The sequence below is a fragment of the Vibrio artabrorum genome (assembly GCF_024347295.1).
Classification (GTDB): domain Bacteria; phylum Pseudomonadota; class Gammaproteobacteria; order Enterobacterales; family Vibrionaceae; genus Vibrio; species Vibrio artabrorum.
In genome coordinates this window covers 1,133,464-1,150,522 of the sequence record NZ_AP025459.1, presented here as the reverse complement: position 1 = coordinate 1,150,522, position 17,059 = coordinate 1,133,464, and the positions used below count along the sequence as shown (strand labels likewise).

Here is a 17,059-nt window from a genome sequence, read left to right as displayed (position 1 = left end):
TCCTTCCGTTAAAGTACACCTCGTTCTCACGGCTTAGGTCGCTGAGAGATGGTGTTTTTACTTTTCAGTAATCGGCCTCGCAAGATTGCGTTGCCCTGGTGGTGGAATTGGTAGACACAAGGGATTTAAAATCCCTCGGCGTTCGCGCTGTGCCGGTTCAAGTCCGGCCCGGGGCACCATCTATCTTGCTTCTGCTTTCGAGTAGAGTGATGAACAAAGAGTTGTTCTCTTAAATCACAACTAAAGGCGCCTTGGCAGAGTGGCTATGCAGCGGATTGCAAATCCGTGGACCTCGGTTCGACTCCGGGAGGCGCCTCCATTCTTTCTCTTAGTTTGATAAATTAAGAGGTTATAAGAATGAAAATGCGATACTAGCTCAGTTGGTAGAGCGCAACCTTGCCAAGGTTGAGGTCATCGGTTCGAACCCGATGTATCGCTCCAAATTTTGTAATGTTGATTGCCATCAGCATTAAGATGGTGTTTTACTTTTCAGTAATCGGCATCGCAATAAAGAATTGCGTGCCCTGGTGGTGGAATTGGTAGACACAAGGGATTTAAAATCCCTCGGCGTTCGCGCTGTGCCGGTTCAAGTCCGGCCCGGGGCACCATCTATTTGATTGTTACCTTGTTTGGTCGTAATCAAGAGAGTTGTTCTCTTTAAACACTATTGAAGGCGCCTTGGCAGAGTGGCTATGCAGCGGATTGCAAATCCGTGGACCTCGGTTCGACTCCGGGAGGCGCCTCCACTATTTAAGTTGAAAGGCCAGCAGAAATGCTGGCCTTTTTGCTATCTATCATTCTCGTTTCCCTCGTTGCTTACTCTGTTTGCGATCGGTTTGATTGTCGTCTCGCCATGCCACCCTCACTTGATCAATTCGATGTGTTATTTGCTGCTCTGCCTCAATACGATTGGCTTAATCGAAACGAGTAAAAAGGCCTGTTTGGCTCTCTATCACGTTGAATCTCTTATGGCTAATATCTTCATATTTATACACAGTCCATCATCGTTTCGTAATACTTTCATTTGTTATTACATTTAGCCTGGTAAAAATGAAAGTTAGTGTCATTTCTCACAAGTTTGTTGAATCGGCGTAACATCGATCTCTTGTAAATAGTTAAACAGGCGTGTGTGCGCAACGCTTCTTAACCCTACTAAAGGCAAGGTTTATTTCTGTTTTGCTTTAAAATGAATCAATTCCTCCTCTTTTCTTCTACCTCTTTAGGGTAGTTCAATTTCGTCATTGATTTACATCATATTTTCATTTTATTTCATAATTCATTATCCGCTCAGTTAAGAAATATATCACCTTCAGGAATTCTTATGAGCAAGATGAAGCTAGTCGTAGTCGGTAACGGGATGGTTGGCCATCGCTATATCGAAGATTTGGTTGAGAAAACAGATGTTGCCAACATGGACATCACGGTGTTCTGTGAAGAACCTCGTGTAGCGTATGACCGTGTGCACCTTTCTTCTTACTTTTCACACCACACGGCAGACGAACTTTCTTTAGTAAAAGAAGGCTTCTACGAGAAACACGGCATCAACATACTGATCGGCGAACGTGCTATCAACGTTAACCGTGAAAAGAAAACCGTTTACTCAAGCACTGGTCGTGAAATTCAATACGACAAACTTATCCTTGCTACTGGTTCTTTTCCATTCGTACCGCCAATTAAAGGCAACGAAGGTAAAGACTGTTTCGTTTATCGCACAATCGAAGATCTGAAAGCGATTGAAGCAACCGCGAAGAATTCAAAGTCTGGTGTGGTGGTTGGTGGGGGGCTGCTTGGCCTTGAAGCTGCAGGTGCACTAAAAGCGCTTGGCGTAACCACTCATGTTGTTGAGTTTGCTCCAAAGTTGATGGCAGAGCAGCTTGATCTTGCTGGTGGTAATCAGCTTCGTCAAAAGATCGAACGTATGGGCGTAAACGTACATACCAGTAAGAACACGCTTGAGATTGCCGCTGAAGGCACTGAAGCTCGTAACGTGATGCGCTTTGCAGACGGCACTGAGCTAGAAACTGATTTCATCGTATTCTCAGCGGGTATACGCCCTCAAGACAAACTTGCTCGTCAAATGGGGCTGGGTATTGCGCCTCGTGGCGGTATTGAGATTAACGACCACTGTCAAACCACTGATGAAGACATCTACGCAATCGGTGAGTGTGCCTCTTGGAACCAAACGTTCTACGGCCTAGTGGCTCCTGGTTACAAAATGGCGACAGTCGCAGTTGACCACATTGTTGGCAACCAAAGCTCATTTGAAGGGGCTGACATGTCTGCGAAGCTTAAGCTTCTAGGCGTGAAAGTAGGTTCTATCGGTGATGCAAACGGTCGTACTCCTGGTTGTAAGAGCTACGTTTACCAAAACGAAGAGCAAGAAGTTTACAAGCGTATCATCGTTTCTGAAGACAACAAGAAGCTGCTTGGTGCAGTAATGGTTGGTGACACGTCTGACTACGGCGATCTTCTACAGCTTATGCTGAATGAAATCGACCTTCCAGAACACCCAGATGCGTTGATTCTCCCTGCTCACGCTGGGGCTGAAAAGCCAACACTGGGTGCGGACTCGCTTCCTGAGTCTGCTGTTATCTGTTCTTGTTTCGATGTAACGAAAGGCAAGATCGCTCAAGCCGTTGCTGAAGGTCACCACACCATTGGTGATATCAAAGCAGTAACGGGCGCTGGTACAGGTTGTGGTGGTTGTATTCCACTAGTGACTTCAGTACTGAACGCTGAATTGGCTAAAGCAGGCGTAGAAGTTAAGAACGATGTGTGTGAGCACTTTGCTTACTCTCGCCAAGAGCTTTTCCACCTAATTCGCATCGAAGAAATCAAAACATTCGATGAGCTACTAGAGAAATACGGTAAAGGCTACGGCTGTGAAGTCTGTAAGCCTCTAGCAGGTTCTATCCTTGCTTCTTGCTGGGGCGAGCACATCCTTAAGCCTGAGCTAGTGAAGCTGCACGATACCAACGATAACTTCCTCGGTAACATGCAAAAAGACGGTACTTACTCTGTTATCCCTCGTATGGCGGGTGGTGAAGTCACACCTCAAGCGCTAAGCGTTCTTGCGGATGTTGCAGCTGAATACAACTTGTACACCAAGATCACTGGCGCACAACGTATCGGTCTATTCGGTGCTCAAAAAGATGACTTACCCGCTATCTGGAAGAAGTTAATCGCTGCAGGCTACGAAACGGGTCAAGCTTACGCAAAAGCACTTCGTATGGCGAAGACATGTGTAGGTTCAACTTGGTGTCGTTACGGCGTTCAAGATTCAGTTGGCCTAGGCGTGATGATCGAGAACCGTTACAAAGGCATCCGTACTCCTCATAAGATGAAGTTTGGTGTGTCTGGCTGTACTCGTGAGTGTGCGGAAGCGCAAGGTAAAGATTTAGGTCTCATCGCGACTGACGCAGGTTGGAACATGTATGTGTGTGGTAACGGTGGTATGAAGCCTCGTCATGCAGACTTACTGGCAAGCGACCTCGACCAAGAAACGCTGATCAAGTACATCGACCGTTTCATGATGTTCTACATCCGCACGGCTGCGCCACTCCAACGCACTTCGGTATGGATGGACAACCTAGAAGGTGGGGTTGATTACCTACGTGAAGTGATTGTTGACAACAAGCTTGGTATCAATGACCAACTTGAAACTGACATTGCTGGCCTAGTTGATAACTTCGCTTGTGAATGGACAGAAACCATCAACGATGAAGCTCAACTTAAGCGCTTTGCACACTTCATCAATGCTGATGACCGTGATGATAACGTTGTGTTTGTTGAAGATGGTCGTGAACAACACCGTCCAGCGACATTCACCGAGAAACACCCTGAAGCCATTACTTCAAAGCATCAGGGCGACATCATTCACGTTGAACTGGTTTAATTGGGAGACGACATCATGGCATTTATCAAAGTTTGTAAGATCGACGACATTATCCCTGGTACAGGTGTTTGTGCATTGGTTGCTGGTGAGCAAGTGGCTATCTTCCGCCCAACTAAGGCTGAAGAAGTATTCGCGATTAGCAACACAGACCCATACTTCCAATCTAACGTGTTATCGCGCGGTTTGATTGTTGAGCACAAAGAAGCGCTTTGGGTGGCAAGCCCACTTAAAAAGCAACGCTTTAACCTAGCAACGGGTGTCTGTATGGAAGACGAGAACTTCAACGTGAAAGCGTATAAAGCTCGTGTGACCAAAGGCGCGGTTGAAATCTCAGCATAATTCGTCAGCAAGATTTGATAGTTCAAGGGTTCTAGCTGTCGATATTGCCTTAACTCGGCAGTTAGAGCCTTTTCCTATCCAATTTTCACTTTTAATTTAAACTTTTTAAGGACAACCTTATGTCTCCTGATTTCAAACCCGCTGAATTCGTTCAAACGATGATCGATGTGGGTGAAGCAAAAATAAAAACAAGTGCTCGTGATCTTCTGATTCGAAGCACGATGGCGGGTATCATTTTATCTCTGGCGGTGGTTGTCGCTATCACAACTATCGTGCAAACCGGGATTGGCATCGTGGGCGCACTTGTGTTCCCTGTGGGTTTCGTGATTTTAAGTGTAATGGGTTACGATTTGGTCACGGGTGTATTTGGCTTAGCACCTTTAGCGAAATTTGATAACCGTCCTGGTGTGACTTGGGGGCGAGTTTTGCGTTGTTGGGGGCTTGTGGGTCTTGGTAATCTGATCGGTTCTCTGATTGTTGCTTTCCTTGTGGCTTTATCTCTAACGGGCAACTTCTCTTTAGAACCCAACGCCGTTGCGCAAAAGTTCATCGCTGTTTCTACTGGTCGTAGCTTAGGTTTTGAAAATATGGGGATGGATGGATGGATCACCTGTTTCGTACGTGCCATTTTCTGTAACCTGATGGTATGTCTAGGCGTGATTGGTAACATGACCGCTCGCACTGTGTCTGGCCGCGTAGCAATGATGTGGTTCCCAATCTTTATCTTCTTCGCATTGGTCTTTGAGCATACCGTAGTCAACATGTTCCTATTCCCACTGGGTATGATGCTCGGCGCTGATTTTGGTATCGCGACATGGTTGAACTTCAACCTTATCCCAACAATCTTGGGTAATATCGTTGGTGGTTTACTGTTAACCACGGTTCCTTTATACCTAACTCACGCAAAAACGGCACCATCGCTAACTAGCTAAGTAGCTAAGTAGCTAAGTAGCTAAGTAGCCAAGTGATTTAAAGCGCCATTGAGTGTGAGATGAAGAGCTCCAACACAGTGTTTGGGGCTTTTTAGTTTGAATATCCCAAAAGATCATCAACGCGTTGAATTTGGTTGAGCAAAATACCCGATATAGATTGTTTTGTTATAATTACTTCTATCTTCGTTGGTATTTAGCCTGAATATTTATGTCAACACCTGATAGTCTAAGGCATAGGGATTTGGATAAGTCATCGTGAATACAGTGACTTATCGTGTAGGTTTACGCTTGAGATAAAACAAGTAAGCTTTCGGAGCGCAGAATGTCAGAAGTATCGTCATCGATAGTTAAACAAGTCACCAAAGGATTGGTTTCATTAGTAGGGGCAGGTCCGGGTGATCCTGACTTACTTACGCTAAAAGCGGCACGAGTTATTCAACAGGCCGATGTGGTCGTTTATGACCGCTTGGTATCAAAAGATATCTTGGCAATGGCTAATTCCGATGCTGAAATGCTGTATGTGGGCAAAAAGCTCGATCATCACTGTGTGCCGCAAGATCAGATCAACCAACTATTAGTCGCCAAAGCACAAGAGTGTAAGCATGTGGTACGCCTGAAAGGGGGAGACTCATTTATCTTTGGCCGTGGTGGCGAAGAGTGTGAAACGTTAGCTGAGAATGGTGTGAGATTTGAAGTCATTCCGGGCATCACGGCGGCGGCTGGTGCAACCGCGTATGCGGGCATTCCGTTGACTCATCGTGATCACGCGCAGAGTGTCCAGTTTATTACTGGTCACCTTAAGAAAGATGGTGAAAATATTGACTGGCAATCTCTTGCTCAGCACAACCATACCATTGTCTTCTACATGGGTTTAAAAGAGAGTCCCAATATACAAAAAAATCTTTTATATCATGGTATGAGGGCGGATATGCCTGTCGCTATTATTGAAAATGGTACTCGTCGAGAGCAGAAAGTGTTTCGTGGTGATCTAAAAGATTTAGCTAATCTGGCTAAAGACGCAATCAGCCCAGCCTTGATCATTGTAGGTAGTGTCGCTCAACTGCATGACAAACTGGCTTGGTTTCAAGAACAAGTTGAGTAACCTAGATAACACTCAGTGAGTCATTAAATACTGCAGCGACTGTTTTGTCGCTGCATTTCTTGTTGGCGCATTGGCATCTCATCAATGATATTAGTGATCTGATTCCAATCTGTTTTGCCACTCCATCGGTGCTTTTCTTTCCCATCTTTTCCAATCAAAACCGCGGTGTGTGATCCTTTCGGGATCTCATAAATGCTGGTGACTGCCTCTAAGTTAAACTCTTCTTCTAGCCAAGTAGGGACGGTATAACCACTCTCAGCAATAACCATCACAACGACATCTCGTTCGTCCAATTGACAGTTATTGATCAATACTTCATTCAGAAACGCTTTAACGACGGAATCTTCCTTAGGAGCGAAATAAATCAGACTGCGGTGCGGCAAAGGTTTTGAGTGAGAATGGACGGGGTAGGCGAGTACTGAGTTGATGGTTAAGCTCATGATTAACACCGTGCTGATGGTCAGTAGTTTCAGCAAACTAAACCAGAGACCTGAGTTTGATGGTTGATTCAACGTTTGCATCAGTTTGGTTGTGTCGATGCTTACGTTCGATTTGTGTGTTTGTCGGTGCAGCATTGCCAACCTCCCTTCATAAGCGCTAAGCCTGAGTATGATTTGAATGTTACGTAAAGCAGAAGGTGAAGTTCAAAACCATCTAAGAAACGTTCAAAACGAATCTACTTACATTAAGCATAGTTAGGATTGCGCTAAAGATATTAGATTTACGTTAACGATAGCTGACAGGTTCATTTTTATTGAGTAAAGCGACTCGCATTTTTCAATTGGATAGAATAGGGTATACGGAAAATCTCAAGGTATGAATTTATGGAAAATATAGCAATCTTGGTCGACGTTCAGAACGTTTACTACACGACACGCGACAAATACCGTTCTAATTTCGATTATAACCAGTTTTGGTATGTTGCTACTGAAGGGCGTCATGTTGTTGCCGCCAATGCCTACGCAATCTCTAGCCAAGACCCTAAACAGCGTCAGTTCCACCATATCCTTCGCGGTGTTGGCTTTAATGTGAAGTTAAAACCATTTATTCAGCGCAGAGATGGTAGTGCAAAAGGCGATTGGGATGTGGGAATTGCCCTTGATGCGATAGAACTGGCTGAGACAGTGGATACGATTGTTTTAGTTTCTGGGGATGGGGACTTTGAAATCCTTGTTGAGCGAATCAAACAACGCTTCGGTAAACCGGTCGAGGTATATGGTGTTCCTGGATTAACTGCCCAACACTTAATCGATTCAGCCTCGAAATTTGTAGCGATTGAAAAAGATCTTCTGCTTTAGAGGAAATCTCTCACTTTATCATTGAAATCAATAATACTGATAATTAGAATGCAAACTATTCTTATTTATTGGTGTGTGCAATGTCTCGCATTTTAGTTGTTGATGATGATATCCAGTTGTGTGAGTTACTGGGTGAAGTATTGGAAAATGAGGGGTATCACGTCGATACCGCTCATTGCGGTGAATCTGCGCTAGAGTTTATCCAGTCAAACCCTATCGATTTGGTTCTACTGGATGTAATGCTCCCTAATTTAAGTGGTATCCAAGTGGCTAGGCGAATCTGTCAGCGATTTGCTACGCCAATTCTTATGTTGACAGCACTTAATGACGACGCTTCTATGTTAGAGGGGTATCAAGCTGGCGCAGATCAATACATCGCGAAACCTTTCAATGTTCCAGAGTTATTGACCCGCATTAAAGTTATCTTACGTCGGGTAGGTTTTGAGCGTCAAAGGCAATCTCTTGCGTCATCTAATCATGGCTTGTGCGAACAACTCTCTCGTTTACCGCTAACTGGTACAGAAAAAGATTTGTTGGATTACCTTGTTAAAAACCAAGGGATTGTTGTCTCTAAATCCAATCTGCAAATCGATGTGCTTAAGAAAGAACTCTGTCCTTTCGATCGTAACTTAGATATGCATATCAGCAATATACGTCGAAAGCTTGTTCAGGCGGGCTTGTCTAAGCAACACATAAAAACGGTTCGTGGTAAAGGCTATAGCTATTTAGAGTCGGTCGGGGCATGAGTAAAAAATTACTGCGTTACCCCGACTTTATCGCCAAGCGTAAGGATGGCTTGACGTTTCAGTTATTCAGCTATTTAACGGTGATTCTGGTCAGTATCTTGCTTCTTCAAGGAGTGGCAGAGCGAGCGTTGATGAAAGCCTTGTTAAAGGTGCCTGAATCCGTTAAAGCTGAAATGCTTGACCTTGCTTACCAAGCGAATGTGTTGCTCGAAGAAGGGGACATGGACGAGCTGGCGGATTGGGGAAATGCGCAAGCTTATTCTCTCTTCGTTATCGACCAAGATCATCAACCCATCACTCATCGAGACATGCATCCGCATTTTGAATTCAAGTTGAATTATTTGCGCAAGTTAGATCACCAACTGAGTGACCGTGTGAGTAAGCCTATTTTTGGTCTGCCCCTTAACAATGGTAAGACGTTGGTCATTCAATTGCCTGATCAGGTTCACCCAGCCAAATCCTTCGCGCCATACTCATATCTGTTAAAAGCCTTAATCGCTTTTTTCGTGTTGTCACTGTTCTCTATGGGTATGGCGAAAAGCTTACAACAGCCGCTGGATCGTTTAAGAGAAGCAAGCCGAAGGCTCGCACAGGGAGATTTTTCCGTCAGTGTTGTGTCGGAGTTAGGTTCAAGTACGCGTGAGTTTAACGAACTTGCCCATGATTTTGATCATATGACATTTGAAATACAGTCTCTGGCTGAAAAGCAACGTCGATTGCTTCGAGATGTGTCCCATGAACTCAGAACGCCGTTAGCAAGACAAAACCTCGCATTACATTTGTTGCGAGGTAAAGTCGATGAGAGTAACGTCGGTCTACTCGACAGGCTTGAAAATGAAACGGAAGAGATGAATAAGCTGGTCGGCGAAATTCTCGAATTTAGCCGACTAGAGACGTCTCGTTACGAATCTAAGCTGTCTTTGATGAGCTTGGAACAATACTGTTCGTTACTTATTGCGCAAATGCAGAACGATCTAAAGCCAAACCAAACTTTGGTTGGCGAGTTAAGAACGCCGACGAAAATGGTTAATATTGATGAAAGGTTACTTTTAAGGGTTATCGGTAATTTGGTGGGGAATGCGATTAAGTATGCCGGTGATAATGCTCATATTTTGGTGACCACGCATGAACTCGTCCTTGATAAAAGTTACAGTGTCATAGCTGTGGAAGACAACGGCCACGGTATCCCAGATAATAAAATGGCCACAATTTTCGACCCGTTTACACGTCTACAATCAGCTAGAGACAAACAATCGGGTGGTTATGGCCTAGGCCTTGCTATCGTGAAGGAAGCAATGGGTGTGATGAATGGTCATGTTACCGCTGAGAATCGAGAGGGCGGAGGCTTGAGAGTCAATTTGATGTTCCCGATAAGTGATTAGACAGCGGATTATTTTGGTCTTTGAGAGACATAAAAAAACGCCACTGCAATCGCAGCGGCGTTTTTATTTTTATCTATACGCTAAGGCATCGCCATTAATGATCCCTTAAGCTAGGAGATAATAGTGAGACTATGCTTGTTGGTGCGATAGTTTGACTTCTTCTTCTTTCTCGCCTGCGGAAGGGTCGTTGAAGCGAGACTCATCGAGAGAACCTTCAGACTTAGCCACAATGATGGTTACTGCGCTATCGCCTGTGATGTTGACAGCTGTGCGAATCATATCAAGAAGTCGGTCAACACCCATGATAAGAGCAATACCTTCAAGCGGCAGACCGACTTGGTTCAATACCATTGCTAGCATAACGAGACCCACGCCTGGAACACCTGCTGTACCAACAGACGCTAACGTAGCGGTTAGGATAACCATTAAGTAGTCACCCATCGTGAGGTCAATGTTGTATGCCTGTGCAATAAACGCCGTCGCAACACCTTGCATGATAGCCGTACCATCCATGTTCACTGTTGCACCTAGCGGAATGGTGAATGAGGCTACTTTGTTATCAACACCCATACGGTTTTTCGCCGTTTCCATTGTGACAGGAATCGTTGCGTTTGAAGACGCTGTTGAAAATGCAAACATAATCGCATCTTCCATCTTACGTAAGAACATCATCGGGCTTAAACCAGTGAACCCTTTTAACATCAGGCTGTAAGTCACTAGGCCGTGCAGTAGTAGGGTTCCCGCAAGCACTAAGAAGTACTCTGCTAGGCTCCAAATTGCGCTTAAAGCAAGTCCTGAGAACATTTTTGCCATCAAGAAGAACACGCCATAAGGGGCAAGGTTCATCAGGAGCGCGACCAACTTCATGATAACTTCATTTAAGTCTGCGAAAACAGCAGCGATACGTTCGCCCGGTTTACCTGCAGCACTAATAGCAATACCAAACAATACGGCAAACACGATGACTTGCAGTGTTTTACCTTCAGCCATCGCCTGTATAGGGTTGGTTGGGAACATGTCAATGATGACTTGACCCAAAGATGGTGCGTCCGCTGATTTGAATGAGCTTGCCGCTGTTAAGTCGGCACCTGCCCCCGGTTGGAATAAGTTACCAATGGTTAGAGCGAGTGTGATAGCAACGGCAGTTGTACCAATATAGAGCGCCAGTGTTTTGCCACCCATACGGCCTAAAGTTGATATGTCTTTAAGCGAACTCGTTCCACATACTAGTGAAACGAACACCAGTGGAACAACAAGCATTTTTAAACTCGCAACAAATATTTGTCCTCCGACTTCAAAGAGCCCATGAACGATATAGTTGTTAACAAACCCGCTTTCTGCAAAAAAGGATTGAATGGCAAATCCCGTAAGTACACCCACGACCATACCGAGGATAACTCGTCCAGTCAGAGACATAGGTTTCTTGGTATTCATTTAGAACACTCCTTATTATTTATAACTTTGACACCTTTTCAAAGTGAGCAGGAGATTAGCAGTCGGTGTATTAAATCGAAAAACAAAAAATCACTCCGGGATTGCAGATGTGATCTGGCTCACTGATATTTTTGTGAAATAAACAAATAAAACCATGAATATTCACAATAAACTTACAAAACTCGATACCTCTATACATAAATAGGCCATTTCACAGGTAATAAATAAGACGAAGCTTTTTACTGCGTCCCACTCATTTATCGAATCGGGAGTAAAAACAAGGTTGTAGCCCAGTAGGTAAAGCAAACGATGGATTTTTCATTCCGCCAGAGCCTTGAATTCTTTTCTAAAGTTCAGGGGGCATCTCTCCTCTGAATGCAAAGAATGTAAATTCAATGCAAATGGTAATGGTTATCACTTATATTCCCTCTCGAGAATGATTCAGTGGTACCGGAAACGGTTTAACGAGCACATCGACTAAATAGAAAGTGTTCGTCTAAAAGAATAAAAGCGGAGAAAAGGACATGTTTTCAAAGAGCCCATTAGCTTTAGTGATTGGTGCAGTATTAGCGTCACCAGCGGTATTGGCAGAAACAGTAAAAACAGACGAGCATATGGTCGTTGAAGGTCGTGACTACGGTTACAAAGCTGACACGAACACAACAGCCATGCGCATGGAGGCAACTCAATTAGAGACTCCGGGACAAATCTCAGTCATTGATGAACAAATTATTGATGAGCAGCGTGCTAGCACATTAGGGAAAGTTCTTAAAAATGACGCTTCTGTTGGTGCGGGCTCTAAGTCAACAAACCGTGAACGCTTTACACTTCGTGGTTTTGATCTCGACAGTAGCTCTGGTTATTTGCGTGATGGTGTTCAACACTGGTCTCACTATCGCCAGCCTGTCGAACTTTTAGAGCGCGTAGAAGTATTAAAAGGCCCTGCGGGTCTCCTTTACGGTAAGTCAGCGCCGGGTGGCCTTGTCAACATGGTGTCTAAGAAGCCTACGTATGAAACACAAATTAATGTTAGTCAGGATATGGGTTCTGATCACTACACTCGCACGACAACGGATGTTAGTGGCTCATTGAATGATGAGCAAACTTTACGTGCTCGTCTTATTGTTTCACAAGAAAACCAAGATTCTTACCGTACACGTTTTGATGGTACGGATGTCGAAACCGATCGTTTTGTGGGTGGTTTGTTTGTTGATTACGATATCAACGAAGATATCATGTTGTCGGTTCATTATGATCGTACGATAGAAGAGGGCGATTTAGACAATGGTTCTAAAATCGACACATCGACGGGTAAAGTGATTGAGCCTAACACTGTGAACGATCAGTGTTTTGCTCAAACAGACAATGACGTTGCCAATTACGGAGTATCGGTAACGGCCCATCTAAGCGAAGCTTGGTCTATGAAAACAGGCATGAACCGCCAGTTCTATGAACGTCAACGTACAGAATCGAACAACACGGTATATGACGATAAGAACGGTGGCTACGGCTACAAGGTGTCAGACCGTCATGATGAATGGACGTTTGATACCGCTTACGTAGACTTTACGGGTGACTTTGATGCGCTAGGTGTTAACCATCGTCTGCTTGTTGGTGTGAATGGCTTACATTACGACTATGCACGTTTATATGACTCTGGCTACACCTGTGTTAACGCAACAGAAGCAGAAGCCGTCGCAGCATGTGGTAACGGTTTTGATATGCCTTCTAACGTTAGCTACAAGAATGATAGCAAAGTTGATCACTCAGAAAGCCAGCACTACGGTCTTTACGTTCAAGATTTAGTGACATTGAATGACCAATGGCAAGTGCTCGCGGGCGTGCGTTTTGCTCACGATAAAACGAAGAGCAGTAAAGGTGTAGAGGAGAGTTACAACAACATCCTTCCCAAAGCCGGCCTAATCTATTCACCAGCTCCAAACGGTTCTATTTACGCGGTTTACTCTGAAAGTTTCGAGCCTGTTGGTGAAATTACAGATCAAGATGATGTGAATTTTGGACAATCTCAAGAGGCAAAAAAAGGTACACTTTACGAGCTAGGCTCTAAGTGGGAACTGTTTGATGAGCGCCTGTTGGTATCGGGCGCATTGTTCCAGATCACTCAGTCGAACATGCAAGTGACTGAAGACCTTGACCCCGCAAGCAATAACGGTAAAGAGACACGCACAACCCAAGTGGGCGAGCAAGTTCATACTGGTGTCGAGTTGTCGGCTACTGGCTACATGACCGATGCCTTTTCTCTGAGTGCATCAACCATGCTTTTGGAGGCGGAATACCAGAATGACCCAGCACTGGCAGGCAAAACGCCAGCAGATGTCCCAGAGTTTACCGCCAGTATTTGGTCTACTTATTCGTTTAATAACGGTACTGATGTCAACTTAGGTGTTTATCATGTTGGTGAGCGTTACACTGAAGATGCAAACACCTTCAAAAAGGACGCCTACACGCGTGTCGATATGGGGATCGCACATACAATGAAGTACGACGAAAACCTCGCTTTTGTTGCTCGTTTCAATGTAGAAAACCTGTTTGATACTGATTATCTTGAAGGGGGCAGCACAAGCGGTGTCGTGGTTGGCGAGGGTCGCAACTACATGGCGACTTTACAAGTAAAATACTAATTTGATAATCGAGTATTATTGCTAGCATAAATACGCAGGGGAAAACAGCGGATTTCCCCTTTCGTGATTCTGCTATTTCGCAAAATATCTCTAGTAATGTGAGTGACTTTTAATGATGATGAGACTGTTTATCAATAAAATTCATTTGACCTTCTTCTATAGTAAATAACGATAATTATGACTCTTTTTAAAACTAGCTTAGCGCTCGCGATTACCTTGGTTGCAACGCCTTTGATGGCAAACAGCTTAGATCAAGCTCAATCCATTCAAAACAAGACCAATAACACATCGGCGTCGAGCCAAAAAGTTATTGATCAAAGCTCACAAGCAACGTTAATGCTACAAGCTGAGATTGAGCGTCTGCAAGAAGAAGTAAAAAACCTAGATATCTATCACGACCACTTGGTTGCCTTGGTTGGGAGCCAGAATCAAGAAGCGAAGAGCATTGAAGATCAGATCGCTGAAATTAAGTACACACGTCAAGGTATTGTGCCTTTGATGTATAAAATGATTGATGGTCTGCAACAGTTGGTTGAACAAGATGTGCCAATCAAGAAACAACAGCGTTTAGAAAGAGTTGAAAAGCTGCAAGCAATGATGACTCGCGCTGATGTGAGTGATGCAGAAAAATACCGTCGTATTCTAGAAGCTTACCAAATAGAGATGGATTACGGAATCAAGCTGGGTGCGTATCAAGGTCGTGTAGCACTGAGCAGCGACAGAACGATTGAAGCTGATGTACTCCACTTAGGTCGTATCTCTTTAGTGGCTCGCAACCTAAAGGGCAGTCAATATTGGGCTTGGAATCAAACACAAAATCAGTGGCAAGCGCTCGATTCATCCATAAAATCTGAATTAGATAAAGCTTACGATATTGCGAACCAACAAGCGGCACCAAGCTTGATAACGTTACCTGTTTCTTTAACCGTTGCGGAGGTTAAGTAATGAACTTAAAACCATTCGCCGCGCTGATTTGTATGGCCTCTATTTCATTTTCTGCTTTTTCTGCATCAGACACGACGGCTCAACTAGTGAATAAAGCAAAAATGGAGAGCCGTGCTCAAGCTTCTCACAATTTAGTACGTGAAGCTGATTTCAAAAAGAGAGAACAAGAACTCAAAGCGCTTAAAGCTCAACTTGAAGCGAAGCGCACTTCTATTCAAAATGCGACCGATGTGCTGACTCAGACATTCAGTGACAACGAAAACAAGCTCGCTCGCTTGGAAGAGAAGTTGCGTTTAGAGACCGGTAGCTTAGGCGAGTTGTTCGGTGTCGTGCGTCAAAATGCCAAAGAACTCGGTGCCGAGCTGAGTACAACAGTAAACAGTGTGGATCGTGCTGAACACACGGCAACCGTTACCCAAATCATGGATGCTAAATCACTGCCTTCAATGCCACAGCTGACAGGTTTGTGGATGAGCATGGTTGAGCAGATTAAAGCGAGCACAGAGCTGAGTAAAACCCAAATAGCGTTCATCAACGGTGAAGGCAACACACAAACTGTCGACGCTTACCGTCTAGGCTCCATTGGCCTAGTGACCGATCAAGGCTACGTAAACTGGAACACTCAGCGTCAAGATGCGATAGCGTATTTAAAACAGCCGTCGAATGGCCCAACATTGGCGTCGCTTTCTGCATTAGCAAATGGCGAAGTATCGAATGTGGTTGTCGATCCTTCTCGTGGGCGCATGCTAGAACAATTGGCTTTGGAACCTAGCCTAACCGATCGCCTTCAAGCGGGTGGCGTGGTTGGTAAAGTGATCATCGGATTCTTGGTTATTGGCTTAATCATCGCATTGGTTCGCGGTATTTCTTTGGCTATCGCTCGCCAGAAAATTCGCGCACAACTCAAGGCTCCAGATCAAGCGGGTGACAACCCTCTAGGTCGGGTTCTTGCGGTTTACAACAAAGAGCAAAACCGAACGGTTGAAGCGCTAGAGCTGCGTCTTTTAGAAGCGGTAGTCGATGAGCAGACTCACTTAGAGAAAGGTTTATCGATGCTTAAGCTATTGGCAGCACTAGCACCAATGCTTGGTTTGTTAGGTACAGTAACCGGCATGATCGAAACATTCCAAGTGATCACCCAGTTTGGCAATGGCGACCCTAAAGTGATGGCGGGAGGTATTTCGATGGCGCTGGTAACCACCGTACTTGGTCTTGTTGCAGCAATGCCTCTTCTATTCGCCCACAACATTCTTAGCACTCAGGCTGAGAACATTCGTAATATTCTTGAGAAACAAGGTATCGGTCTTGTTGCTGATCAGGCAGAAAAGAGAGCTGAATCGAACCCTGTTGGCTCACCTGTTGGGACTGTGGCGTAATGGATATTTTGTCGGCTTCTCTATTACCAGCAAGTTGGTTAACGAGTGACTGGCTGCTGTCTTTGTCAAGCTTTATGGAGCAGGGCGGTTTCGTCCTGTGGTGGTTAGCCGCAGTTGTCCTAGTATTTTGGGTGCTTGTGGTAGAACGTATACTTTATCTTGCGTTCTACTTTCCAAAGCAACGTCAGGTTTGGATTACTCAGTGGCATGAACGAGAAGAGCACTCTTCTTGGTATGCTAAAGCCATTCGTGAAGGTTGGTTGGGGCAAGCGAGTATCTTACTTAACCAGAACTTGAATTTTATTAAGCTATTAGTCTCTATTTGCCCGATGTTGGGGTTGTTAGGTACCGTCACCGGTATGATCTCTGTTTTTGATGTGATGGCGACTCAAGGAAGCAGTGACCCTAAATTGATGGCTTCAGGTATCTCGTTGGCAACGCTACCAACCATGGCGGGTATGGTTGCTGCTTTGGCAGGCATGTTTGTTCACGCGCGTTTAGCAAAAGTGTGTCACCACTTAGAATTGAAATTAGAAAAATCTTTAAGGAGTCAACGATGAGACTCGGTCGACGTCATTCTAAAAACGAAGAGGCTCAAATAGACCTTACTTCGATGCTTGATATTGTATTTATCATGCTTATCTTCTTTATCGTGACCAGTTCATTTGTTCGTGAATCAGGGGTTGAAGTCAATCGCCCACAAGCGTCTAACGTCGTCAGCCAAAAGGATGCGGGCATCTTTGTTGCGATTACTTCTGCAAACGACATTTATATAGATAAACGTGTTGTTGATGTTGAACGTGTTCAAGCGACATTAGAACATTTGTTATTAGAACAACCCGATGCTTCTTTGGTTATTCAGGCGGACGAACACGCATATAACGGTACGGTTGTTAAAGTGATGGACGCCGCCAAAAGTGCGGGTGTTAAAAATATTGCGCTTGCGGCTGATAAGCGATGATCTGGGA

General features: G+C 44.6%; 14 protein-coding genes and 5 tRNA genes. 17 read left to right on the top strand and 2 right to left on the bottom strand.

The window, feature by feature from the left end; genetic code table 11:
* Positions 1-92: 92 nt before the first annotated feature.
* The 9 genes from OCU36_RS19130 to cobA all read left to right on the top strand — a co-directional run bounded on the left by OCU36_RS19130 (position 93) and on the right by cobA (position 6,268).
* Positions 93-179 (top strand) — tRNA-Leu (locus tag OCU36_RS19130).
* A 66-nt stretch (positions 180-245) separates the two neighbouring features.
* Positions 246-319, top strand: a tRNA-Cys gene (locus OCU36_RS19125).
* 46 nt (positions 320-365) lie between these two features.
* A tRNA-Gly gene (locus OCU36_RS19120) sits at positions 366-441 on the top strand.
* A gap of 80 nt (positions 442-521) precedes the next feature.
* Positions 522-608: transfer RNA gene (locus OCU36_RS19115), tRNA-Leu, on the top strand.
* Between the two features lie 64 nt (positions 609-672).
* A tRNA-Cys gene (locus OCU36_RS19110) sits at positions 673-746 on the top strand.
* Positions 747-1,321: 575 nt separating this feature from the next.
* Complete coding sequence (gene nirB, locus OCU36_RS19105) at positions 1,322-3,895, top strand: nitrite reductase large subunit NirB (RefSeq protein WP_261840080.1); 2,574 nt, start codon at positions 1,322-1,324, stop codon at positions 3,893-3,895.
* Positions 3,896-3,910: 15 nt separating this feature from the next.
* Complete coding sequence (gene nirD, locus OCU36_RS19100; RefSeq protein WP_261840079.1) at positions 3,911-4,234, top strand: nitrite reductase small subunit NirD; 324 nt, start codon at positions 3,911-3,913, stop codon at positions 4,232-4,234.
* Between the two features lie 119 nt (positions 4,235-4,353).
* Entirely contained in the window at positions 4,354-5,166 is an 813-nt protein-coding gene (locus OCU36_RS19095; protein ID WP_261840078.1) for a formate/nitrite transporter family protein, read from the top strand.
* Between the two features lie 322 nt (positions 5,167-5,488).
* A complete protein-coding gene (gene cobA / locus OCU36_RS19090) occupies positions 5,489-6,268 on the top strand; it encodes a uroporphyrinogen-III C-methyltransferase (RefSeq protein ID WP_261840077.1) in 780 nt (259 codons plus the stop codon).
* A gap of 23 nt (positions 6,269-6,291) precedes the next feature.
* On the opposite strand, the gene OCU36_RS19085 is transcribed toward cobA, so the two are convergent.
* The gene (locus OCU36_RS19085; protein WP_390206897.1) at positions 6,292-6,843 is read right to left on the bottom strand and encodes a DUF4174 domain-containing protein; all 552 of its coding nucleotides are present in this window, start codon (positions 6,841-6,843) and stop codon (positions 6,292-6,294) included.
* Between the two features lie 249 nt (positions 6,844-7,092).
* On the opposite strand from OCU36_RS19085, the gene OCU36_RS19080 reads away from it, so the two are divergent.
* The 3 genes from OCU36_RS19080 (at position 7,093) to OCU36_RS19070 (ending at position 9,694) form a co-directional block, all read left to right on the top strand.
* Positions 7,093-7,566 carry a LabA-like NYN domain-containing protein gene (locus tag OCU36_RS19080; protein ID WP_261840076.1) on the top strand — a complete coding sequence of 158 codons (474 nt, stop codon included), beginning with the start codon at positions 7,093-7,095 and terminating at the stop codon, positions 7,564-7,566.
* 80 nt (positions 7,567-7,646) lie between these two features.
* The gene (locus OCU36_RS19075; RefSeq protein WP_261840075.1) at positions 7,647-8,312 is read left to right on the top strand and encodes a response regulator transcription factor; all 666 of its coding nucleotides are present in this window, start codon (positions 7,647-7,649) and stop codon (positions 8,310-8,312) included.
* The gene (locus OCU36_RS19070) at positions 8,309-9,694 is read left to right on the top strand and encodes a sensor histidine kinase (protein WP_261840074.1); all 1,386 of its coding nucleotides are present in this window, start codon (positions 8,309-8,311) and stop codon (positions 9,692-9,694) included. Before OCU36_RS19075 ends, OCU36_RS19070 begins: the two co-directional genes overlap by 4 nt.
* Before the next feature lie 129 nt (positions 9,695-9,823).
* Here OCU36_RS19070 and OCU36_RS19065 read toward each other — a convergent pair whose 3' ends face one another.
* Entirely contained in the window at positions 9,824-11,128 is a 1,305-nt protein-coding gene (locus OCU36_RS19065) for a dicarboxylate/amino acid:cation symporter (protein ID WP_261840073.1), read from the bottom strand.
* Between the two features lie 524 nt (positions 11,129-11,652).
* Here OCU36_RS19065 and OCU36_RS19060 point away from each other — a divergent pair.
* From OCU36_RS19060 to OCU36_RS19040, 5 genes are all read left to right on the top strand, one after another.
* Positions 11,653-13,770 (top strand): TonB-dependent siderophore receptor, encoded by a 2,118-nt coding sequence (locus tag OCU36_RS19060; protein WP_261840072.1) that lies wholly within the window; start codon positions 11,653-11,655, stop codon positions 13,768-13,770.
* Positions 13,771-13,947: 177 nt separating this feature from the next.
* On the top strand, positions 13,948-14,715 hold the full coding sequence (locus tag OCU36_RS19055; RefSeq protein ID WP_261840071.1) for a DUF3450 domain-containing protein: 768 nt from the start codon (positions 13,948-13,950) through the stop codon (positions 14,713-14,715).
* On the top strand, positions 14,715-16,091 hold the full coding sequence (locus OCU36_RS19050) for a MotA/TolQ/ExbB proton channel family protein (RefSeq protein ID WP_261840070.1): 1,377 nt from the start codon (positions 14,715-14,717) through the stop codon (positions 16,089-16,091). The genes OCU36_RS19055 and OCU36_RS19050 overlap by 1 nt, the downstream gene beginning before the upstream one ends.
* The gene (locus tag OCU36_RS19045) at positions 16,091-16,651 is read left to right on the top strand and encodes a MotA/TolQ/ExbB proton channel family protein (protein ID WP_261840069.1); all 561 of its coding nucleotides are present in this window, start codon (positions 16,091-16,093) and stop codon (positions 16,649-16,651) included. The genes OCU36_RS19050 and OCU36_RS19045 overlap by 1 nt, the downstream gene beginning before the upstream one ends.
* Positions 16,648-17,052 (top strand): ExbD/TolR family protein, encoded by a 405-nt coding sequence (locus OCU36_RS19040; RefSeq protein ID WP_261840068.1) that lies wholly within the window; start codon positions 16,648-16,650, stop codon positions 17,050-17,052. Before OCU36_RS19045 ends, OCU36_RS19040 begins: the two co-directional genes overlap by 4 nt.
* Positions 17,053-17,059: the final 7 nt, after the last annotated feature.